Source organism: Leptospirillum ferrooxidans C2-3 (genome assembly GCF_000284315.1).
GTDB lineage: Bacteria > Nitrospirota > Leptospirillia > Leptospirillales > Leptospirillaceae > Leptospirillum > Leptospirillum ferrooxidans.
Genome location: NC_017094.1, coordinates 167,874 through 189,284, shown reverse-complemented (window position 1 = coordinate 189,284; position 21,411 = coordinate 167,874). Strand labels below are relative to the sequence as shown.

The following is a 21,411-nucleotide window of genomic DNA, read 5'->3' as shown; positions in this document are numbered from 1 at the left end:
CATCATGCCGGATGGGCATCCACCCAGTTTTTTCCCCAACCAGTCGAAACGACCAGCGGAACTTTCAAGTCAAAAGCCTTTTCCATAACATCTTTCAACAATACAGACATCTCCTCCACCCTTGAAGAAGGTACCTCAAGGAGAAGCTCGTCATGCACCTGGATAAGGAGATTCGCACCCTTGTCCGGAATGGCGTCAAGACGACCGGATAGCTCCACCATGGACTTCTTGATCAGATCTGCAGCTGACCCCTGAAGAACCGTGTTCACTGCCATTCGTTCCCCATATTCCCTCAACCTTCGATCACTGGAATGGACCTCCGGAATGCGCCGGATTCTGCCTGAGATGGTACGAACCATCCCGGTTTTTCTGGCCTCATCGAGTATGGATGAAAAAAAGGGCTCAATCCCCGGATACGTGGCAAAGTAACGGTCAATCACCTCTTTTGACTCTGATGCTGTCACACCAAGACTCTGGGACAAACTGTAAGAAGACATCCCGTAGAGAATTCCAAAGTTGACCGTCTTGGCGCGTCGTCTTGAATCAGGTGTCACAGGCTCTCCAAACAGCCTCCTTGCCGTATTGGAATGAATATCCTCTCCTTGTGTAAACGCTTCGACAAGAGAGGCGTCCCCGGACATATGGGCCAGAAGTCTCAGCTCAATTTGGGAATAGTCCGCTGATAGAAGAAGTGACCCGGGCGGCGCAACAAAACATTTCCGGATTTCCAGTCCCAATTCCGAACGGATCGGGATATTCTGGAGATTGGGATCGGAAGAAGAAAGTCTTCCCGTAGCAGTTACAGTCTGATGAAACTGTCCATGCAAGCGACCATTCTCATCCATTTTGGATGAAATTCCCTCAACATAGGTTGAAAGAAGCTTTGAAAGCTGACGGTATTCCAGAATCATCCCTGGTAAGGGATGTTTTTCTCGAAGGGATTCCAGTGTCTCTTCATCTGTCGAATATCCTGTCTTCCCTTTCCGTGCAGTCGGGAGTGCCAGTTTTTCAAAAAGGATCCGGGCCACCTGTTTCGGGGATAGTATCAGAAAAGATTCTCCTGCCAATTCGTGAACTTCTTTTTCAAGGGCAGAAAGACGTCCGGACAGAAGATGTCTCAGTGCTTCCAGCTGTTTCTTGTCAATCGATACTCCAAAACGTTCCATTCTGGACAGGACTCCAGAAAGGGGCACTTCGATCTTTAAAAGTACAGGCAATAAATGGAAACGGGAAATTTCTTCATAAAGGAGAGGATAAAGACTGCTGACCAGTTCACGGCGTTCCCCGTCAACATTCAAAAAATGACGTGAGGCAATCACGGCCAAGGAGTCTTCCCGGTGTCCAGGGTCCAGCAAGTAAGCGGCAAGGACAAGATCAAATCCAACCTCCGGAAGAATCAGCTCCGGCCATTGGCGATGGAGAAGCATACTATCCGATACCCAGACCGGTTCGGAAAGAGCTGTCAAGATTTTTTGCAGGCCGGTAAGATCTGATTTGGAAAACAAAAGGGATTGATCCGGGCCGTGATACCAGATTTCATTCGGGGAGACCGGATCTATACCGTGTTTTCCGGAAAGCCCCCCGGAAGAAAGCGTATGAGATCTCTCCCTGCCGGAAGAGCTCGGAAGAGTCTCTGAAGGGTCAGACGATTTGGAACGGGTTTGGCTATCCTTATTTTCCAACGATCGGATACGCGTCCAAAGTGCCGGAGCCTCAAGTTCTTTTAAAAGAGCTTCAAGAGATGGCAGATCTGGAGAGGACAGGGACAGCGAATCAGCAGAAGCTTCTATCGGAAGACGATCATGAAGGATCGTCACCTTTTTACTCAAAAGGATCTGCTCCCTGTTGGCAACCAAAAGATCCCTGATTCTGGGAGGCGTCACGGACTCTATGCGGGATAAGAGCTCTTCAACGCCGTCACCGGATTGCCCCAGCAGTTTTGCCGCCGTTACAGGACCAACACCGGGAACACCAGGAATATTGTCCGAGGTATCTCCCATCAATGCGAGAAGGTCCGGAATTTGTGACGGTAGAACACCCCAGCGATCGATCACCTGGGAAACACCAAAACGCTTTTTCGTCATCGGATCAAAAACCGTTACATGATCGGAGACAACATTCAAAAGATCCTTGTCCGCCGACATGACAACGACATGAGAATCTCCGTCAGCCTGGTCAATCCACCGGTGTGCCAGTGTCGCAATGACATCATCTGCCTCATACCCGTCAACAGACACCGTGGAAATCCCAAGTCCAGCGATCAATCGTTCGATATAGGGGATCTGGACCAGAAAATCATCAGGAGGGGAAGGACGGTTCGCTTTGATTTGAGGGAGAATCTCTGACCTGACACTCTTGCCCTGACCTTCAAAGATCACCCCCAGATAAGCTGGATTGAAGTCTCTGACAACGGACAGGAGCATATTGGCAAAAACAGTGAACGCACCTGTAGGACAACCCTTGGAAGTCGTGAAGTCAACCCGACTGTGATAGGCCCGGAAGATATACCCAAAACCGTCGAGAAGATAAAGGGTGTTTTTGGGAAGAACACTGGCCCAGGTCAAATCCCCAGGGTTGGCGGAGCGGGTGCCCCGGGGTGACTGATTCATGGGATTATTTTCCGGAAGGCCTGCCGGCCACAGGATAGCGCCATTCGGAATGATCCTTCACATGGCCATGGACAACATCGAAAAAAGCCTTTTGAAGGGCCAGCGTCACGGGACCCGGACGACCAGTTCCGATCGTGCGCTCGTCAATTTCCCGGATCGGAGTGAGTTCGGCTGCCGTTCCTGTAAAAAAAGCCTCATCGGCAAGATATAGATCATCTCTCGTCAACACACCTTCCCAAACAGGAATTCCCATCTCTTTTGCAAGAGTTTGCACAGCATTTCGGGTGATTCCGTCGAGAACGGTTTTCAAGGCTGGTGTCCGGAGGACCCCACCCGAGACAATAAAGATATTCTCTCCTGGCCCTTCCGCAACAAATCCGTCCTGATCAAGGAGGATCGCTTCATCATAGCCAGCCATCTTGACTTCCCACTTTGCCAGCTGAGAGTTGACATAGTGAGCCGAAACCTTTGCCCTGTTCAGAAAAGTATTGACACCAAAACGCGAAAAGGAACTGATCTTGGCCCGGATTCCCTTGGATAGACCCTCTTCACCAAGGTAGGTTCCCCATTCCCATGCAGAAATGGAAACACAGATCGGATTCTGTCTGGCGTAGATACCCATATCCCCATAACCAACATACATCAATGGACGAATGTAACAGGAAGAAAGATTGTTTTCTCTCACAACCCTGCACGTGGCATCCATCAACTCTTCTTCCGAGTAAGGAGACTTCATGAGCATGACCTTGCCTGAGTTCACCAATCGTCTCGTATGTTCGGCAAGACGAAAGATGGAGGTCCCTTCCGGGCCACTATAGGCCCGGATACCCTCAAAAACGGCCATCCCATAGTGGAGGGAATGTGTCAGTACGTGAACGTTGGCATCCTTCCAGGGAACCATCTTGCCATCCATCCAGATCCATTGTGACTCTTTAAGCATCAATACCCTCCAAAATCATCGGATAAAACAATCAGTCCCTGCCACGAAAAATTTCAAGGATTCTCAAAAGCGACAAAAACAGGTTCAAAACATCCAGGTACAGGGAGACCACAGCCATGACCGGGGTCAATTCCTCTTCCGAGGATGAAAGGATCCGGGCCGTATCAAAAAGAATCAGGCCGGAAAACACCAGAGCGCCCATTCCGGCAACAATCACCTGAAGAAACGCAGGGTGCCAGAAGATTTGGACCAGAGACAAGATCACAACAATGATCAAACCCGTAAAAAGGAAGCTCCCCAGAAAGGAAAAAGACTTCCCGGAAACCATCGCATACAGGCTCAGACTGAAAAAAATCGCCGTGGTCAAAAGAAGCGCGTTGGTCACGATGCCGGCTCCACCGGGAAGATGGACAGCCTGTGCAATGGCAGGGCCAAGGGACGCTCCCATGATTCCCGCAAAAAGGAGTGTGACCAGGACGTTGACGACCGGCACTCTCTGAACTCCCATCAGGAGGAACAGAGTCCCGAAATTAAGCACCATCAGAATGATTGGATGACTGAGCATGGTCGAAAGCCCCTGCTCCATTCCCCAAAAAGTCGCCATGGCTGAAACAAGGAGGGTCACAGCCAGAAGGCTATAAACCCGGACCATAAACTTTCCTTGACTGACTGAACTTCTAAGGCCTTCGACCACATTCCGGTCATTGGTCGCATTCCAGGAATTCATCGAGTTCATTTTTTACTCTCCCCAAAGCCCAAAAAAAAGGCGCGATACAGTCACTTCTTCATATTCAACCATCCCGGCCAACCGGACCGGATCTTCTCATGCGGTGATTATATCAAATAAAATCACTCCTTGTCCCATCGGGTGATGATAGCTTTACCGTTTTGACGGCACCGGTTATCATGAGAACCATGAGGAGGCTTGATCAACCATTCAAGACAGGATTTCAAGTGAGAGATCGACTGGTATGGGCCGTTGGGATACTTGTATTTCTGCTCGGGACAACAATCGTCCTTTTCGGATCTCAGACCTATTTTGACCGGAACCAATTTCGTAAAGACTTTCAAAAACTGCTCTTCCACCAACGCGTCATCACTCTTGCACTCAAACTTCTCTCCGATGCAAAAGATCTTGAAACCGGACAACGTGGATTCCTGCTGACAGATAATCCTTCTTACCTTGAGCCTTATCAAAACAGCCGAAAGACCATTATTGCGCACCTTGACATGCTGTTGTCCGTCAGCCGAAAATCCCCCTACATCCTTGCCGAAGCTCAAAAAACCGGAGGACTGATCGCCAGGGAGATTTCCATTCTGAACCGGGCGATCGTAACCCAGGAAGTGTCCGGACAAAAAACGGCCCTGAAAATCATCACGGATGGAGAACCCAAAGCACGGATGGATGCCCTGCGCGTTTCCGTCGGAAATATCCTGTTAAGCCAAAACAGGGAAATCACCATCCTTGAGTCCATCGCTTTCAAGGATCGACGGATGGTCCGAAGGAACTTCCTTCTTTTCCTCGGAAGCTCCTTTTTATTCATCATCATCACCATTGTGATCATCTATCAGGAAATCCGCAAAAACAGCAAACTCCTGAGACGTCTCGAGGAAGAATCCTCTCATGACGAACTAACAGGAATCCCGAATCGAAGATTCCTCCAGGAATGGTCAAAGGTCGAAATTCTGCAAGACAGGAATAAAGAGTTTTCTTTCACGCTTCTCTATCTTGACTTAAACCATTTCAAGGCTGTTAACGATCAACTTGGACATGCAGCCGGGAATCATGTCCTGAAAGCGGCCGTCAAGCGCTTTCAGTCTGCGCTCAGGGAAGGGGATTTGCTGGTCAGGATTGGAGGAGATGAATTCATCGCCATCATCAGGGGAACACTTTCTCCCATGGAGAAGGAGCTCCTTGTCCAACGACTCAGGCGAACACTTCTCCACCCCTCCATTATTCCAGGGAACGTCTCCATCCCTTTTGGACTGAGTGTGGGAATCGCCTCTTATCCGGATGATGGAGATCATCTGGATGACCTTCTTCGTGCTGCCGACAAAGACATGTATCAGGACAAGATGTCCCAAAAGACCGGACGTTCCACAAAAATGGATTCCGTTTAATGAAAATCCTCTCCGGGGTGTTCTATTTTCACAGAAAACGGTGGCAGGGATTTCAGCAGATGGCGCCCGTAGGACTTTGTCACAATCCGGCGGTCCAGAATGGAAACCACCCCCCAATCATTTTCGGAGCGAATAAGACGACCCACTGCCTGAATCAGACGAAGAGAGGCCTGAGGCAGCTGGATTTTACGGAATGGATTTTCCCCCTGATCTTCAAGCCATTCGGACAAGGCCTCCCCGATAGGCTCCGTGGGAGGAGAAAACGGAATCCGGACAATCACGACATGTGTGAGAAGAGCTCCCTTGAGATCAAGCCCTTCCGCCAGGGAAGCAAGCCCAAAAAGAAGGCTTCCCTCTCCTCTTTCGATCCGTTCCCGATGTTTTCCCAAAAGCGATTCCCTGGAATAACTTCCCTGAACCAAAAGCCTTTTCAGGACATCAGGCGGAAGAAGTCCGCTGACATCTTCCATTTGTCTCCGGGAAGAAAACAAGACGAGCCCTCCCTCTGCAGGATGGATCCGTTTGCTGATCCACTGGGCAACTTCCCTTGTATGACCATGTGAATCAGTAGGGTCCGTCTTCATATGCGGAATCTCCAATACCCCCTGCCGACCATGATCAAAAGGAGAATCAAGCTTTTTACGAGTCACATCCGGGAAAAGAGCAAGACCTGACTGGGCCATAAAATGATCAAAGTTCCCCAATGCCGTTAACGTCGCTGATGTGGCGACCCCTGCCGAATATTTGGACCAAACCAGCTCTTTCAACAGCCCGCCCGACATGACAGGACCCGCGTGGAGGGAGAAAGAAGGAATCCCCCCCTGGATCACCCTCTGGGCCCAAAGTGCAATGGGGTTCTCACTCTGCTTCTTTTTGGCAGTAATCGTTTCCGTGAAACGAAGCAATCCCCCTACCCGGCGAAGAAGTCCCCCTGTCTCGAGAAGTCCCCTTTCAATCAGACGGTCACCCCCGCCGGTTGAAGCAAGTCGCTGTGACAGGGCATCTCTCAGACGGGAAAGACTCGTCTTCAGTGTCGAGAAATGTTCATGGGCGAGAGCAAGATCCTTTTCCAGATTCCCGGGCAAAACGCCCCGGGGAAATCGCCATATCGATTGCTCACCTCCGCCAGAAAAAATCCCCGACGACAGATCTTCCCGATTGATTTTCGCAAGGAGAGCCGGCCAATTCTTTTCCAGAAAATGGGACACACCTGACAAGATGGGGGAAAGGTGAACAACAGCTTCCTGACAGATCACAACATCAGATCCGACCTCTTTTGTCCCCATGACCGAAACACCATTTGCCATTGCCATCGGAATTTCCGAGAGAAATTCAAGGGAAGACTCCAGATAGATCCCGGACAAAAATGCTTCTGTCGCTTTTCTCGGAAGGTGATGTGCCTCGTCCACGACAAGCAGGGATGATCCCGGAGCAGGAAGAACCACCCCACCGCCCAAAAGCGCATCTGCAAGAAGAAGGTCATGATTCGTCACAACAATATCGACACTTTCAAGGAGCTTTCGATTCCTGAAATAGAGACAATCCTCAAAATACTGGCAATGAGCTCCGGTGCAACTTTCCGCCCGATTGGCCACCAGGGAAAAGACCCGTTCATCCATAACTCCCGGCCATGTATCCCGATCTCCATCCCATGTGCTTCCCAGGGCTTTTTCCATTTTCTGCAGGAAATCCTTGGTACCCGGAGGTGCCATCAGTCCACCATCAACAAATAAGGCAAGGTCCCGCTCACAGACATATCGGCTACGGCCCTTGGCTATCCCATGAGTCAAGGGCCAACCGGAGTGCTCCTCAAGAAAGGGAATGTCCTTGGAAGCCAACTGTTCCTGAAGTCCGACTGTCACAGAAGACACAACCAAACGTTTTTCGAGATGTCTTGCCATGATGATCCCCGGTAAAAGATAGGCAAGCGTCTTTCCCGTCCCTGTCGGACCCTCAATGGCCAGAAGGGAACGACCGGACTCATCCTGGACATCTGCAGGCCTTGCGCGGGAAAACACCTGACGGACCAATTCGATCATCTCTCTCTGTCCGGGCCTGTCCCGGAATTCCGGAAGACTTTGGGAGATGCGAAGCAACCATTCATTGACTTCATCCACAGTCTCTGGGAAAAGATGCGAACCGGAGTCAGGCTTCATGAAAGACACCTGTCTCCAGACTACCCTGAAAACGTTCACGCATGCACAAAGCGATTGCCCCCGCCACCAAAACGCCTCTTTCCTCAAGACCATGGGCAAGACTTTTAAGTGTCCACCCTGTGGTCACCAGATCGTCCACCAAAACAACAGGATCTTTTTTCAGGTTCCTGTGAAAAATCCAGCGGTCACTGGAACTTATCGCCAGTCTCTCATTACGGCCCAGTCTCTTTGACTCCGGACCGCCTTTTCTCTCCACACCGCCAAAAGAATAGGAGATTCCCCAAGACCTGCTCCATAATAACGCCATACGGTCTGCCATCGAAAAACCTCTCGACAAAAGTCTCTTTTTATGCGGGGGAACAGGCAGGAGAATAACCCTTTCACAGGGAACTCCCAGTCGGGCAATCCCATACTCCATCAGAAGATTCATGGCTCTCGGATCCGAGTAAAACTTGGCACGGGAGAAAAGGGACCGGGTGACTCCCTGATAAGAAAAGGCGCCCTGAATCCACCGGTTTTCCAAAAGCTTCAAAGGCTCAGGTGATGAACGTGTCTCGCGTAAAAATAACTCCATGCAAACGGAACATAATGTTCGGGATACAGGGGAAGGATCAAGGCAGTGAGGGCAGGAACCAAGGGAGATCAAGTGTAAGGGGGCAATTAAAAAGAGAGCGGTGTATATTCATCAAACTCTGAACCGAAGACATTGTCCTCGGAAGAAATAAACTCGGGGGAGGAAAGGATGGAAGCATCTTCCCTGTTATAACCGGGATAGACTGTCATGGTATTCCATCTCCGACAGGAAGGACACCGGCCATCCCATTCGGAAAATCGCGTTTCGCAACTTCTGCAGAAATATTTCTCCGAGACGGTTCCGGCAAGAGAAGACTTTCGAAACGCCTCCAGAGCATTGCCCTGATCACCTTTTCGCAGGTACAATTCCCCCCTCAATCGATGAAAGCTTCCATCCCAGTTGACACGGCCATCGATCGATTCCAGAAGATCAATCGCCTCATCCACCATCATCAATCTCGCCAAAAGCCGGGCTTGTCCAAGGAAATAGGCCGGCTCATCCGGAAAATCCTGAACCAGACGTTCGTAAAGAGACAGGATCAAATCGGGATTTCCACGGTCGAGCGCCAGCTCCTCTATCTTGTCGAGATAGACCATATCCCTGTCTCTCGACCAACCTTCAAGAAGCGTTTCAAGAGCCTCTTTTCCGCGACCTTCACTATCCTGGGCTTCTGACAGGGAAATCCTCGCAGGGACAAAAGAGTGATTGATTTTTAGGGCGCTACGGAACAATCGCCTTCCCGCATCCGATTTTCCTTCCCTGACCAGCTGACGGCCTGACTCATATTTGATTCCCACGAGGAAAGCGACTTCCCTCTCCCTGCGGTCTCCCTTTTGAAAAGAACGGGACAAAACAGACTGGACATCAAGAGCTTCATCCCATTTTTCAAGACGTACCAGAAGATTTCTGAAGCTTCCCAACAGAAGGGCGTTTTTCCCTTCCTTCTTGAAATATTCCCGGTACAGGGCAAGCTCGTCATCCAAACGGCCCGCCTTGTCATAATCATTGGCCAGCGCGAGAATCAGCCGTACATCCTCTTCATCAAAAACACGGGCACGACGATGAATACGGATCGCTCCTGTCAGATCACCCCCCTGACGCTTCAGGTTCCCCAAAAGAAAAAGGGCGGCCGTGTGATTGGGCATAATCGCAACAAGACGGTCAAGAAGCGTTATCGCTTGTGGAGTATGGGAACGATTCAGTTCCTCCCTGATCTTCTTCCAGAGAATTTCCACTTTTTCTTCTGTTCGCTCTTCCTGGATGTTTTTTAACGAGCGGAACCATTTGAAGGCGTCTCCCACCCCGTTCACCATCAGAATGAATGCGGCTCCAACAACCAGAGCCAGCACCATCAAGGCAACCTCTGGAAGCAGAACGGTCCTGCCTGGCAAAAATTCGAATGGGAAGGAACGGGGATTCCATTCAAAAAGCTTGACCAGATAGACAAGAGACAGGATCAGGACCAATAGAAGAAATCGCGTCATAAACGATTCGGCTCCGGAATGGAAAGGTAATTTTCACCATCATTGGGAGCATGGCGGTCTTCAGGATTTTTCAAAGCAAAGTGGCCCGCATCGGAGAGAACCCATAATGGAGACGATGGAAAAAGGTCCTCAAGGCGATACAACCGACGTCCTGCCGATAAAAACAGGTGAATCACCACATCTCCAAAATCCATCAGGCTCCAGATTGGACCCTTTTCATAAAAGAAAGGTTCTCCGCGCTTCGTAAAGCGTTGATCAAACGCATCCATAACGGAGTCACGATGGCGTTCATTTTCAACCTCGCCGATAATCAGGTGGTCGGCATAGCTACATTCGATTCCAGGACTCAGAATCCAGACATTCCCGACTTTCCTGTCCAGAAGGAATCGGGCCATTGCTGCCGGAGTTTCTTCCGGAACATCCATCAAGCTCCCCATGGAACCGTTTTCTGACTGTCCTTTTATGGACACAGGTTCCCCTCTTTGAGCCGATGTGCCTTCCTTGGTCTTCAACAAATCATCCTTCACAAAATAACTCCTTTTCAACAATATAGGATTTGACACTTGCGGGCAAGATTTTCCCCTTTTCCAAAGAAGGATTCTTGACCCCTGAGAGAGCACCTCGTACCATCGTCGAAGAAATATCCGGGGTGTCTGCCCGGAGAAGAGCCAACCGAAATGAACTCTCGGGAACAGCCCTCATCCAGAGACTCATGACACCAGAATCAAGAGACCTTGCATCATCTTCGGATATCGACAATGCCTTTTTTCCAAGGATGGACAAAACCCCTGAAACAACAGGAGCAACATCCAAAAACAGTGTTCCGGGCCTCGAAGCAACCAGAAGATCCGCCAAGGAAAGAATCCCCGCCGGATCTTTCCAGGACAAAAATTCCAAAAACGCATCCGTCCCCAGAACAAGCCACGGGCGTTTAGGGAGATCAAGCTCCCTGAGGGTCCCGACGGTATAGGATACACCTGATCGCAAAATCTCGACGGGAACAGCTTCCCACCCACAGTTTCCGGCTATCGCTTCCTTGAGCATCCGGAGCCGGTGATCTGCTCCGGGATCACCGGAAAGGGACTTGTGGGGAGGTCTGCCGGTTGGAACAAATAAGATTCGGGAAAGGGAAAAACGTTTCTGGAGCTCCCTTGCCAATGACAGATGACCTTCGTGGATGGGGTTGAAAGCCCCCCCATAAACAGCAATATCCGACAGGGAGCTCATGTCAGGATTGCCGGAGATGTCCATTTCCCCAAACCTGGTATTTTGTCGTGGTCAGCTCTGCAAGTCCCATCGTCCCCCGGGCATGGATCCGGGTTGTGGAAATTCCGACTTCAGCTCCAAGACCAAAGGCAAAACCATCGTGCAATCGGGTAGAAGCGTTCACCATGACACAGGAAGCGTCCACCTCACGCCAAAAACGGTCTGCCTCACCGATATCAGAGGTGATGATCGCCTCAGTATGACCTGACCCATACCTGCGAATATGCTCAAGAGCGTGATCGAGTCCGTCCACAACCCGGCAATTGAGCGTCAGGTCGAGAAATTCGGTGTCGTAGGTTTCATTGGTCGCCTCATCCACAGTCGGATCCAATCCTCTGGTCACGGCACAGCCCTTCACCCTGATACCCCGCTCATGGCAAACGGAAAGGAAATGGCGCAGGAAGCCCTCCTTTCCGGAATCCACCAAGAGGGTCTCCATCGAATTGCATGTCGAGGGCCGGCTCGTCTTGGCATTCATCACAACGGAAAGAGCCATATCCTCATCGGCTGAAGCTGCCACATATATATGGCAAAGACCACGGTCATGGCGAAGGACAGGCACCCTTGAATGACGGGTTACAATATCCATCAAACCGGCCCCTCCCCTCGGAATGATGACATCGAGCCCGGTATTCCCGACCAGATCGACCACGACATTCCTGTCCGTCCAGGGAAGAAAAAAAACGCCATCCGTATTGACGCCTGAAGATTCAAGAACCCTTTTGACCACCGATACAAGACGCATGTTTGTCTTGAAAGCTTCGGAACCTCCCTTCAGGACAATCGGACAACCGGCCTTGAGACACAGGGAAAACACTTCAATCGTCACATTCGGACGGGCTTCGTAAATGACGCCCACCACACCAAGCGGAACCCGTACTTTTTCAATTTTCAAGCCGTCCGCATTTTCCCAGGAAGAAACACCGGTTCCCACAGGGTCAGGAAGAGCCGCAACCTCTTTGAGCCCCTTGATCATCTGGTCATAACGACTGTCCGTCAAGAGGAGCCGGTCACACATCGCAGGATCAATACCGGACGAAACCGCCTTAGAATAATCCGTTTGATTGACCGCCATGATGTCGCTTTTTTCTCTTGAGAGCTCTTCCGAGAGAAGAATCAGAATTTCATTTTTCTTTCGGCTTGAAAGAATTGAAAAATCCCCAAGAGCCTTTCTCGCTCTGGAGATCCCCGCATTCAGGGCTTCCGGAGCATACAAATCGGTTTTTTCTAGCATGGTCTGAATTCCTTCTGATCGTTCGAATCGTCCAAAAGAGCCATATCATTGGCATGGACAACAACAACGCCACTCGAATGGCGATTTTCTATCACATCCATTGAGGAAATCTTGGTAACACCCTTGCCAATCACCCGACCATCCCGGTCTATCAGTCGAACAACATCGCCCTTGGAAAACACCCCATCGACCCGCAAGATACCCGGGAGAAGAAGGCTGGTTTTTCCACTTCTCACAGCATTCACCGCACCTTGATCGAGATGCAGGCCACCCGCCGGCCTGGAGAAATATCCGATCCATACCTTCTTGCTCGAACGGGAAACAGACGCCGCATCAAAAAGCGTCCCCTCTTTTCCCAAAAAGAACCGCTCGATAACTCCCGGTTTCATTCCTCCGACAACTCCCACCGGCAACCCCCACGACGCTCCATCGGAAGCCGCAAGAACCTTCGAAGACATCCCTCCCGTTCCAAGCCCTGAACGGGAAATGCCTGCCATTTTTCGGATATCGGATGTAACGGCCGGAACATACGCCACCCGCCTGGCGAGTGGGTCAATCCTGGGATCGGCGGTAAAAAGAGCCGATACATCGGAAAGGATCAAAAGGAACCCGGCTCTTACGATGGCGGCAACTTTTGCTGAAAGCTGATCATTGTCACCAAATCGGATTTCCTCGGTGGCGACAGAATCATTTTCATTGACAACAGGAACGATTCCCAGCGATAGAAGTGTCTCAAAGGTCCGGTCAAGATGGGTGAAACGATCCCGCTCGATCACATCATATGGGGACAGGAGGACCTGGGCTGCAGTGATCTTGTGGCGTGAAAGAGCCTTTTCCCAACTCCACATCAGTCTGTTTTGACCGACAGACGCTGCTGCCTGTTTCATGGCGAGGGAAAGAGGTTTACGACCAAGCGACAGAGTGTTTCGGCCGGCAGCCACCGCTCCGGAAGAGACGATGACAACCGATACTCCACGAGAACGCTGTTTAGCAACTTCTTTTGAAATAATAGAAAGCGCCCGTCCGGAAAGACCTCCGTCGGAAGAGGTCAATACGGCGGAGCCAACTTTTAGGACCAATGTTTTCATCTTTCCATAGATACTGGAAAGACGAACAAGATCTGGCTCGAAAGAGAGGGAAGTCCCTTCGTTCACGCAATAACCGAAGAAGGGTTTCTTTCTTCCGGAGTGTTACTGGCAGTGCCATCCCGATGAACATCCTGATCAGAAGAATCTGAATGCTTTCGGGACTCTTCCAGACGCTCTTCCTCTGCCAAAACGATTGACAACTCTTCCATAAGTCTCGGCATTCCTTCACCTGTCTGGGAAGATATCATAAGCTCCGGGAAGCCTTTCTTCCTGACAAACGCCAAAAACTTCTCAACCCTTTCAGGATCCGCAGCATCCAGTTTTGTGCCAACAACCCGCTCAGGCTTTTCCATCAGCTCCGGATCAAAAAGCTCGAGTTCACGGCGAATAATGGCATAGGAATCTGCAGGGTCCTCGGCTCCCTCGTGGGAGAGATCCAGAAAATGAAGGAGGATGCGGGTTCGCTCCACATGTTTCAAAAAGCGGGTTCCCAATCCTTTTCCTTCATGGGCCCCTTCAATCAGTCCGGGAAGGTCGGCAATGACAATTTCCTGCTCATTAGGAGAATGTCCCATGACAAGGACCCCCAGATGAGGATGCAGTGTCGTGAACGGATAGGAGGCGATCCGCGGATGAGCCCTGGTCACCCGGGAGAGGAACGTTGATTTTCCAGCGTTCGGGAATCCCAGAAGTCCGACCCTGGCCATGACCTTGAGTTCAAGACGGAGACGACGTGTCTGTCCGGAAATGCCTGTATCGGCATAGTCAGGAGTCTGACGGGTAGCGGTTGCAAAATGGGCGTTTCCACGGCCGCCCCGCCCACCCCGCGCCACGACAACAGATTCTTCCGGCACGGTCAGGTCAAAAAGAAGCGCCCCCGTATCGTCATCAAAGATCTGTGTTCCGAGTGGCACCTCAAGTCTCAGGGATCGGCCGTTTGCTCCGTGCATGTTCTTTCCACGGCCTGGACCACCCGGAGTGGCAATAAGATGGGAACGGTGCTTGAAATCGAGGAGGGTTGATCGGCGATTGGTGCCGATGAAAATGACGCTGCCACCCTGGCCGCCGTCACCTCCATCAGGACCACCTCTTGGAACAAACTTTTCGCGGCGGAACGAAATAGCCCCCGCCCCGCCCTTTCCGGACTCGACAATAATGCGGGCTTCATCTACAAACTGGGGCAAGGGGAGATTCCTTCCGGACTAAACCGGCATCTCCTGGGAGACCCGGGGAAGCACATGAACTTTTTTGGACTGGCCACCGCTGGTGAATTTGACCAAACCGGATTCCCGGGCATAAAGAGTGAAATCCCGACCGATACCGACATTCTCACCGGGGTAAAAATTGCTTCCCCGCTGGCGGACCAAAATATTGCCGGCCAAAACAAACTGGCCATCAGAACGCTTGACTCCGAGACGCTTGGACTCTGAATCACGTCCATTTCGGGTGGAGCCCACCCCTTTTTTATGTGCCATGACTAAACTCCTTCAACAGCCTGTTAAACAAAAAATTCGCCCGATCCAGACTATGCGCCCCGGATAATTTCCTCGATCCGGATTCTTGAAACCGATTGACGGTGTCCCTGCTTCCGGCGGTAATTTTTGCGCTTTTTCTTTTTGAACACGATGATCTTCTGATCACGCTCCTGTGACAGGATCTTCGCGCGAACCGAAACGCCTATGGACTTTTCACCCTGGGCAAACACAGTTCCGGTTTCATCGGAGACCATCAGGACTTCCTGAAGAAGGACTTCACCTTCTCCTTCAATTTTTTCAACAACCAAAATCTGGCCCGGGGTTACGCGATACATCTTTCCGCCCGTACGGACCACAGCAAAACCCGCCATGCCACTCCCACCTTCCTTAAAAAATCTTTCTAAATTTCGAGTGATCTCAAAATGCGAAGTGGAATAATACCATCAATCAAATCAAAAAATCAAAGCGTTGGAAGTATGCCGAAAACGATGGAAAAGAAACTCATGCGATAAAACAGTCCCTCACGTTTCCTGTTGGATATCGGCATCTTCCGTCAGATCGGCTACAGAGGCGAAATCAAACCTTTTCTCGGTAGAGTTCTATCAGGGCATTGGTCGAAGAATCATGCACAAGTGGTTTACCGGTGGACTCCTTGAGTTCCGGAATGATGCGTTGCGCGAGAACTTTTCCGAGCTCCACTCCCCACTGGTCAAAAGAGTCAATTCCCCATATGGCCCCCTGGACAAAAACACTATGTTCATAAAGTGCCACGAGCTTCCCAAGTGTGGCTGGAGTCAGCCTGTCAGCCAAAATCACATTCGTGGGCCGATTTCCCTCACAAACCTTGTGGGGGATCAACTCCTCCGCAATCCCCTGTTTTCTTAATGCCTCAGGAGACAAACCGAAAGCCAGAGCTTCGGACTGGGCAAACATGTTTGCCAGAAGAATCTGGTGATGATTCCCCAGAGGGTTCAATGAATGAAAAAAACCGATCAGGTCAGAAGGAATGATCCGGGTTCCCTGATGAATCAACTGATAGAAAGAATGCTGACCGTTTGTACCGGGCTCACCCCAAATCACGGGACAGGTATCATAGTTCACCCGATTTCCCGTCATCGTTGTATGCTTCCCGTTGCTTTCCATGGTCAACTGCTGAAGATAGGCCGGGAACCGCTTCAGATATTGCTCATAAGGAAAGATCCCGCGTGTAGCGGAACCAAAAAAATTATTTTCCCAAAGAGACAAAAGCCCCATGATGACAGGAAGATTCTTTTCCGGCGGGGTCTTTTTGAAATGCTCATCCATTTCGTGAAAACCAGCAAGCATCTCATAAAAATGAACGGGCCCAACCGCAAGCATGATCGACAGACCGATCGCCGAATCCATCGAATACCGCCCACCGACCCAATCACCAAAACCAAACATGTTTTCCGGATCGATACCGAACTTCATGACCTCCGCGCGATTGGTCGACACAGCGACAAAGTGACGGGCAATCGCTTCCCGGGAACCCAGTGAGGAGAGAAGCCAGTCCCTGGCGGTCGAGGCGTTGGTCATCGTTTCAAGCGTGGTAAAGGTTTTGGATGAAAGGATAAACAGCGTCTCGGAAGGATCAAGGTCGCGCGTTGCTTCAACAAAATCCGTCCCGTCGATATTGGAGACAAATCGAAAGGTCATTTCTCGATGAGAATAAAACTTCAGGGCCTCATAGGCCATGACCGGACCAAGATCCGATCCCCCGATTCCTATGTTGACAACATTTTTAATGATTTTTCCGGTCTGCCCTTTCCAGGATCCGTCATGAATACGCCGGACAAAGGTTGCCATTCTGGAAAGCGTTTCATGCACCTCCTTAACAACATCAATGCCGTCAAGAAAAACGGGCTGGGATGAAGGAGCCCTGAGAGCAATATGAAGAACAGCTCTTTTCTCGGTCTGATTGATCTTCTCGCCATTGAACATTGCGGCGATTTTCCCGGTGAGGTCACATCTTTTCGAGAGAGCCAAGAGCTTCTCGAACGTTTCAGATGTGATCCGATTTTTGGAATAATCCAAAAATAACCCAGCACCCTGGACAGAAAACGTCTCGGCTCGGGAAGGATCCGCATCAAAAAGCGCTCGCAAGTTGGTTTTCTTTATGGATTCATAATGCCTTGAAAGCTCTGACCATTCCGAGAGACTGGTCAGGGAAACAGAATTAGCGGATGTCATTGGGTTCTCCTTGTTTTACCGTTCCACCAAATTTCACTGGAGAGAGGTCCACTAGATCGGCAATCCGTTCGATCGCCAGGTCCGGTCTCGGGTATCTGGCCGTAATTGCCGGATCATTGGCATAATGTCCCTGCCGCACAAAAACAGAGGTCAGTCGATCCTTCCATATCGATTTCATCTCTGAAAGGATTCTCAACTTGTCATCTACCATAACGTAATGATCAGCCGGGTAAAGGCTTTCAATCTTGGCAAGCATCTTCTCCTTGTGGATAAAGATCAGAACATGGCTGTCCACTTCACGTCTGATACCGGAATGGTCGATCTTGATCGGCTGGAAGATGGCATCTCCATCGCTCAGGATCACGGCCTTGCCATGGCTTTTCAAGGAGCGGAGAACAGATAACGCGTCAGGGTAGAGGTTTTTCGAAAATGGATAATCCCGAAAGAAAAAAGCCAATTCCTGTGTCATTGGAGACTGATCTCTTTTGAGCCGGAATATCTGGGCCGCACCCAAGAAGTCGGCAAACCCGGAAGAGCTTCGGATTTCCTCAAGGATTGCCCAGTATTCGATCACCCCATCCGGACCAAACAGGTTCAGGAGGCAATCTTTCAGATCCCTCTCAAAACAATCATTGTCAAAGAGGGTGTCATCGACATCGATCAGAAAAACAGTTTTTTCAGGCAATGATTCAAGGAACCCAGAGCTCAAGTGAACTCCTTTCGCTGAAATCCGGATAATTCCTGAAAAATCCGGATAAGAATCAAAAGAGAACTGGCTTGAAAACGCGGCTAGGAAGATGGGAAGGGAAAACTTGGATCAACCCGACTCTAACACATCCGCCGAAAACTGGAAAATCCATTCAAACAAGCAAGATTGCCAAATCAATTCATGACTGTGGATATTGACAATTTTCCCGATTAACGTATTCTGGATGACTTCCATTCTTGGAAAATTTTCGGGTAATATGGAAGAGAAGTGGCTTCAGAAGCGATCATCGAACAGAACAAGCGCCCGTAGCTCAGGGGACAGAGCAGCTGGCTTCGAACCAGCGGGCCGGGAGTTCAAATCTCTCCGGGCGCACCAACTCAAAAAGAACCTTATCACTGTCTCTATAATCATTTTTGCGAGCCTTTTTTTGAGATCGAGTCCATTTGGTCTCCGATCCATTTTCCCGCATTTTGGGCCGCCTTCCCAGCTCCATCAACCACGCGTTTAACATCCTGCTTAAATGAGTCACTTTTGAGATAGTCTCCCGTTTTTTGGGCCGCATCATGAATGGATTTCTCCACGGATTTTCCTGCATTTTCTGCTTGACTGGAAAGATCCTGTGACTGTGAAGAACTTTGAAAAAAACCGAAAAAAAGAACGATAACAAAAATAAAAAACCAGGGAAAACCCGGATGTCCTAAACCAGTCCGTCTCATTTTATGAATCTCCAAGTCGTTTCATGACAAAAACTCCCTATCCACCGCATATTCTCATATCTGTCCCGAAAAGAGCTCAAGCGGAAGGGTGACCTCGAATTCCAGAAACCTCCATCCCAAACCCCGACATTTCGCAATATCGACTTGATCCTGGAGAAAAGCTCTGCCCTCCGATCGAGAACGCCCTTGATCAGAGGATTCGACCAGCATTTCATCATCTATAACACCCACTCTAAAAAAACGGAAGGACGACCATCGTCAGAAAAACATTATCCCTATCGGAAAAAAAATAAAAACAAACCTTCAATCTTTTCCACTACAGGATCAAGAAACTCCTATCCTGTTCAAAACCGCACTTCCGTGTCATAGTGGAAACAATTCCTGTCCCCCCAAAAAGGAGGCTCCGATGACAATCGTTCGATCGCCGGCAGTCGCAGGTGTGTTTTATCCCAAGGAACCGGATATCCTTCTCGACATGGTCGAAGGGATGCTTGAAGAGGCCCTCGGAAAAATCCCCCCCGCCATCCAAGCCCGGGGAACTCCGCGCGCGCTCATAGTTCCCCATGCGGGACTGATCTATTCAGGACCCATTGCAGCATCAGCTTACTGCCTCATGAACCCATCCTTCCTCCCTAAAAGAATTTTCGTTCTCGGCCCATCCCATCGGATCTTTTTCAAAGGGATTGCCACATCGACAGCAACTTCCTTCGGAACCCCTCTGGGAGAGATCCCTGTCGACAGGACTCTCGTCGACCAGATGGAAACCCTCCCGGGGATCGACACCTACGATCCGGCACACACACAGGAACACTCCATTGAAATCCAGCTTCCATTTCTAAAGGTGCAGATGGATCAGGTTCCCATCATTCCCCTGATCGCCGGAGAATCCTCTGCCTCAAGCGTCGCCAGGGTCATCAAGACAGCACTCAGTTTTCCCGATACGCTGGTTGTCATCTCAACGGATCTTTCCCATTACCTTCCTCCGGATGAAGGACAGCTCCTGGACGCCAGAACGGCCTCCGATATCATCTCCCCGGAGTATCGCCCCCTGACCAATGAGATGGCCTGCGGGTCACAGCCCCTGAACGGATTTCTCATGGCTGCCCAAGAAGCGGGCCTCAAAGGAGAGATACTGGATCTACGAAACTCGGGAGACACGGCCGGCCCCAAAAATGAGGTGGTAGGATATGGATCTTTTGCATTCTGGTCTCCCTGAATCCGGATCTTTTGAAGACATTCTTCTCAAGATCGCAAGGAACGCAATCGGAGCAGAGTTGGGATACCCTGAAAAAATCCTTCCGGATCATCCGAATCTTCATTGTTTTGGCGCGACATTTGTGACCTTGAGCCTGAACGGAGATCTGAGAGGCTGCATAGGATCACTGCTCCCTGTTCGGCCGTTGGAAGAAGATATCCGGGAGAACGCTCGAAACGCAGCCTTCAGGGATCCCAGGTTTTTTCCATTGGCAGCCCATGAATGGAAGTTCCTGAAAATCGGAATTTCCCTTCTCTCTCCACCGGAAGAACTTTTCTTCAACAACCTTGATGACCTTGCCGAACAGATTTCGGAAAAGAGAGAGGGACTATTCCTCAAATGGGAACACCGATCAGCGACGTATCTTCCCGAAGTCTGGGAAATGATCTCCGATCCCGGAATGTTTCTCGAGGAACTCTTAAAGAAAGGACACATTCCAGCGGATGCCAAACCTCCGGGACTTCGGGCATTTGGCTACTCAAGCACCGTCATCAAAGAGTCGTAAATGGAGACTGATAGATTTGTCGGGCAATGGTGGCACGCGCTTCCGGATGGCAGGATCCAGTGTGATCTTTGCCAACGGGACTGCCGTCTTCACGAGGGGCAAAGGGGAGCCTGCTTTGTCCGAATGATGGACCAGGGAGAAATGATCCTGACGGCATGGGGCCGCCCTTCAGGACTTCATGTGGATCCGGTTGAAAAAAAACCTCTGAACCATTTCTACCCGGGGACCTCTGTCCTGTCGTTCGGTACCGCCGGATGCAACCTCACCTGCAAAAACTGCCAGAACTGGGAAATGACAAAGTCACGCGACATGGAGCTTCTCTCCCAAAGAGCCGACCCCCCTGAAATTGTCCGGGTTGCAAAGAAAACAAGGTGTAAAAGTGTCGCATTCACCTATAACGATCCAGTCATTTTTGCGGAATTTGCGATCGATACAGCGATCGCTTGCCATGAGGCCGGTCTGAAATCCATTGCCGTCACGGCGGGATATATTCACCCCAAGCCCGCAAGAGAACTCTTTTCCTTCATCGACGCCACCAATGTCGACCTCAAGGGATTCTCGGAGGAGTTTTACAACAAGGTGACGGGTGGTCACCTTGCTCCTGTTCTCGACCTTCTCTGCTATATTCATCACGAAACAGACGTCTGGCTTGAAATAACGACACTCCTGATCCCCGGACTCAATGATTCGGAAAAGGAAATCGCTGAACTCTCCCGATGGATCTCCACCCATCTCGGACCCGACGTTCCCCTGCACTTTTCCGCTTTCCATCCGGACTTCAGGATGCTTGACCTCCCTCCCACCCCGAGAGAAACACTTTCCATGGGAAGAAAGATCGCAATGGATGAAGGGCTTCGATTTGTCTATACCGGAAATGTGCATGATCCTGCCGGAGGAACGACATTCTGTCCGGAATGCCGCTCTCCACTGATCATACGCGACTGGTTTTCCATCCTCTCATGGAACATGGATGCGGATGGCCGATGCGCCGTCTGCCATCAAAAAATCCCCGGGCGTTTTTAGACAGCTCTCCATCCACGAAGAACACACGGACAGGACAAAGACCCC

General features: G+C 50.4%; 19 protein-coding genes and 1 tRNA gene. 5 read left to right on the top strand and 15 right to left on the bottom strand.

The features are described from left to right. Window positions 1–2 precede the first annotated feature (2 nt). The 3 genes from polA to LFE_RS00945 are packed head-to-tail and all read right to left on the bottom strand — an operon-like array spanning window position 3 to window position 4,285. Window positions 3–2,609, bottom strand: coding sequence for a DNA polymerase I (gene polA, locus LFE_RS00955; protein WP_014448410.1), 2,607 nt, complete (start codon window positions 2,607–2,609; stop codon window positions 3–5). 4 nt (window positions 2,610–2,613) lie between these two features. Next, window positions 2,614–3,549: a branched-chain amino acid transaminase gene (locus tag LFE_RS00950; protein WP_014448409.1), complete on the bottom strand. Its 936-nt coding sequence runs from the start codon at window positions 3,547–3,549 to the stop codon at window positions 2,614–2,616. A gap of 31 nt (window positions 3,550–3,580) precedes the next feature. After that, entirely contained in the window at window positions 3,581–4,285 is a 705-nt protein-coding gene (locus LFE_RS00945; protein ID WP_014448408.1) for a Bax inhibitor-1/YccA family protein, read from the bottom strand. A 218-nt stretch (window positions 4,286–4,503) separates the two neighbouring features. On the opposite strand from LFE_RS00945, the gene LFE_RS12800 reads away from it, so the two are divergent. Continuing rightward, the gene (locus LFE_RS12800; RefSeq protein ID WP_014448407.1) at window positions 4,504–5,670 is read left to right on the top strand and encodes a diguanylate cyclase; all 1,167 of its coding nucleotides are present in this window, start codon (window positions 4,504–4,506) and stop codon (window positions 5,668–5,670) included. Here the strand turns inward: LFE_RS12800 and dinG are convergent. From dinG to LFE_RS00880, 12 genes are all read right to left on the bottom strand, one after another. Further along, window positions 5,667–7,826 carry an ATP-dependent DNA helicase DinG gene (dinG, locus tag LFE_RS00935; RefSeq protein ID WP_014448406.1) on the bottom strand — a complete coding sequence of 720 codons (2,160 nt, stop codon included), beginning with the start codon at window positions 7,824–7,826 and terminating at the stop codon, window positions 5,667–5,669. The two genes, LFE_RS12800 and dinG, sit on opposite strands and share 4 nt — an antisense overlap. Next, on the bottom strand, window positions 7,816–8,358 hold the full coding sequence (locus LFE_RS00930) for a ComF family protein (protein ID WP_014448405.1): 543 nt from the start codon (window positions 8,356–8,358) through the stop codon (window positions 7,816–7,818). The genes dinG and LFE_RS00930 overlap by 11 nt, the downstream gene beginning before the upstream one ends. A gap of 128 nt (window positions 8,359–8,486) precedes the next feature. Further along, entirely contained in the window at window positions 8,487–9,884 is a 1,398-nt protein-coding gene (locus LFE_RS00925) for a tetratricopeptide repeat protein (RefSeq protein ID WP_014448404.1), read from the bottom strand. Then, complete coding sequence (locus LFE_RS00920) at window positions 9,881–10,396, bottom strand: RsfS/YbeB/iojap family protein (RefSeq protein ID WP_232502539.1); 516 nt, start codon at window positions 10,394–10,396, stop codon at window positions 9,881–9,883. The genes LFE_RS00925 and LFE_RS00920 overlap by 4 nt, the downstream gene beginning before the upstream one ends. Before the next feature lie 4 nt (window positions 10,397–10,400). Continuing rightward, window positions 10,401–11,135 (bottom strand): nicotinate (nicotinamide) nucleotide adenylyltransferase, encoded by a 735-nt coding sequence (nadD, locus tag LFE_RS00915; RefSeq protein WP_014448402.1) that lies wholly within the window; start codon window positions 11,133–11,135, stop codon window positions 10,401–10,403. After that, complete coding sequence (locus LFE_RS00910) at window positions 11,113–12,384, bottom strand: glutamate-5-semialdehyde dehydrogenase (RefSeq protein WP_014448401.1); 1,272 nt, start codon at window positions 12,382–12,384, stop codon at window positions 11,113–11,115. Before LFE_RS00910 ends, nadD begins: the two co-directional genes overlap by 23 nt. Next, a complete protein-coding gene (gene proB / locus LFE_RS00905) occupies window positions 12,378–13,538 on the bottom strand; it encodes a glutamate 5-kinase (protein WP_014448400.1) in 1,161 nt (386 codons plus the stop codon). The genes LFE_RS00910 and proB overlap by 7 nt, the downstream gene beginning before the upstream one ends. Then, window positions 13,535–14,656, bottom strand: a complete 1,122-nt coding sequence (gene obgE / locus LFE_RS00900; protein ID WP_014448399.1) for a GTPase ObgE — start codon at window positions 14,654–14,656, stop codon at window positions 13,535–13,537. The genes proB and obgE overlap by 4 nt, the downstream gene beginning before the upstream one ends. 18 nt (window positions 14,657–14,674) lie before the next feature. After that, on the bottom strand, window positions 14,675–14,947 hold the full coding sequence (rpmA, locus tag LFE_RS00895; RefSeq protein ID WP_014448398.1) for a 50S ribosomal protein L27: 273 nt from the start codon (window positions 14,945–14,947) through the stop codon (window positions 14,675–14,677). A 50-nt stretch (window positions 14,948–14,997) separates the two neighbouring features. Continuing rightward, window positions 14,998–15,318 carry a 50S ribosomal protein L21 gene (rplU, locus tag LFE_RS00890; protein ID WP_014448397.1) on the bottom strand — a complete coding sequence of 107 codons (321 nt, stop codon included), beginning with the start codon at window positions 15,316–15,318 and terminating at the stop codon, window positions 14,998–15,000. A gap of 205 nt (window positions 15,319–15,523) precedes the next feature. Beyond that, entirely contained in the window at window positions 15,524–17,158 is a 1,635-nt protein-coding gene (pgi, locus tag LFE_RS00885; protein ID WP_014448396.1) for a glucose-6-phosphate isomerase, read from the bottom strand. After that, window positions 17,145–17,867 (bottom strand): HAD family hydrolase, encoded by a 723-nt coding sequence (locus LFE_RS00880; protein ID WP_014448395.1) that lies wholly within the window; start codon window positions 17,865–17,867, stop codon window positions 17,145–17,147. The genes pgi and LFE_RS00880 overlap by 14 nt, the downstream gene beginning before the upstream one ends. A 299-nt stretch (window positions 17,868–18,166) precedes the next feature. Here LFE_RS00880 and LFE_RS00875 point away from each other — a divergent pair. The 4 genes from LFE_RS00875 (at window position 18,167) to amrS (ending at window position 21,366) form a co-directional block, all read left to right on the top strand. Continuing rightward, window positions 18,167–18,242, top strand: a tRNA-Arg gene (locus LFE_RS00875). Window positions 18,243–18,989: 747 nt separating this feature from the next. Next, window positions 18,990–19,799 (top strand): AmmeMemoRadiSam system protein B, encoded by an 810-nt coding sequence (amrB, locus tag LFE_RS00865; RefSeq protein WP_014448393.1) that lies wholly within the window; start codon window positions 18,990–18,992, stop codon window positions 19,797–19,799. Next, window positions 19,771–20,343, top strand: a complete 573-nt coding sequence (gene amrA / locus LFE_RS00860; RefSeq protein ID WP_014448392.1) for an AmmeMemoRadiSam system protein A — start codon at window positions 19,771–19,773, stop codon at window positions 20,341–20,343. The genes amrB and amrA overlap by 29 nt, the downstream gene beginning before the upstream one ends. After that, the gene (gene amrS / locus LFE_RS00855; RefSeq protein WP_014448391.1) at window positions 20,344–21,366 is read left to right on the top strand and encodes an AmmeMemoRadiSam system radical SAM enzyme; all 1,023 of its coding nucleotides are present in this window, start codon (window positions 20,344–20,346) and stop codon (window positions 21,364–21,366) included. Window positions 21,367–21,411: the final 45 nt, after the last annotated feature.

Excerpts from the sequence above, each read along its gene's own strand:
- polA (WP_014448410.1), bottom strand. The coding sequence starts at position 2,609 with ATGAATCAGTCACCCCGGGGCACCCGCTCCGCCAACCCTGGGGATTTG.
- LFE_RS00950 (WP_014448409.1), bottom strand. The coding sequence starts at position 3,549 with ATGCTTAAAGAGTCACAATGGATCTGGATGGATGGCAAGATGGTTCCC.
- LFE_RS00945 (WP_014448408.1), bottom strand. The coding sequence starts at position 4,285 with ATGAACTCGATGAATTCCTGGAATGCGACCAATGACCGGAATGTGGTC.
- dinG (WP_014448406.1), bottom strand. The coding sequence starts at position 7,826 with ATGAAGCCTGACTCCGGTTCGCATCTTTTCCCAGAGACTGTGGATGAA.
- LFE_RS00925 (WP_014448404.1), bottom strand. The coding sequence starts at position 9,884 with ATGACGCGATTTCTTCTATTGGTCCTGATCCTGTCTCTTGTCTATCTG.
- nadD (WP_014448402.1), bottom strand. The coding sequence starts at position 11,135 with ATGGACATCTCCGGCAATCCTGACATGAGCTCCCTGTCGGATATTGCT.
- LFE_RS00910 (WP_014448401.1), bottom strand. The coding sequence starts at position 12,384 with ATGCTAGAAAAAACCGATTTGTATGCTCCGGAAGCCCTGAATGCGGGG.
- rpmA (WP_014448398.1), bottom strand. The coding sequence starts at position 14,947 with ATGGCACATAAAAAAGGGGTGGGCTCCACCCGAAATGGACGTGATTCA.
- rplU (WP_014448397.1), bottom strand. The coding sequence starts at position 15,318 with ATGGCGGGTTTTGCTGTGGTCCGTACGGGCGGAAAGATGTATCGCGTA.
- pgi (WP_014448396.1), bottom strand. The coding sequence starts at position 17,158 with ATGACATCCGCTAATTCTGTTTCCCTGACCAGTCTCTCGGAATGGTCA.
- amrB (WP_014448393.1), top strand. The coding sequence starts at position 18,990 with ATGACAATCGTTCGATCGCCGGCAGTCGCAGGTGTGTTTTATCCCAAG.
- amrA (WP_014448392.1), top strand. The coding sequence starts at position 19,771 with ATGGATCTTTTGCATTCTGGTCTCCCTGAATCCGGATCTTTTGAAGAC.
- amrS (WP_014448391.1), top strand. The coding sequence starts at position 20,344 with ATGGAGACTGATAGATTTGTCGGGCAATGGTGGCACGCGCTTCCGGAT.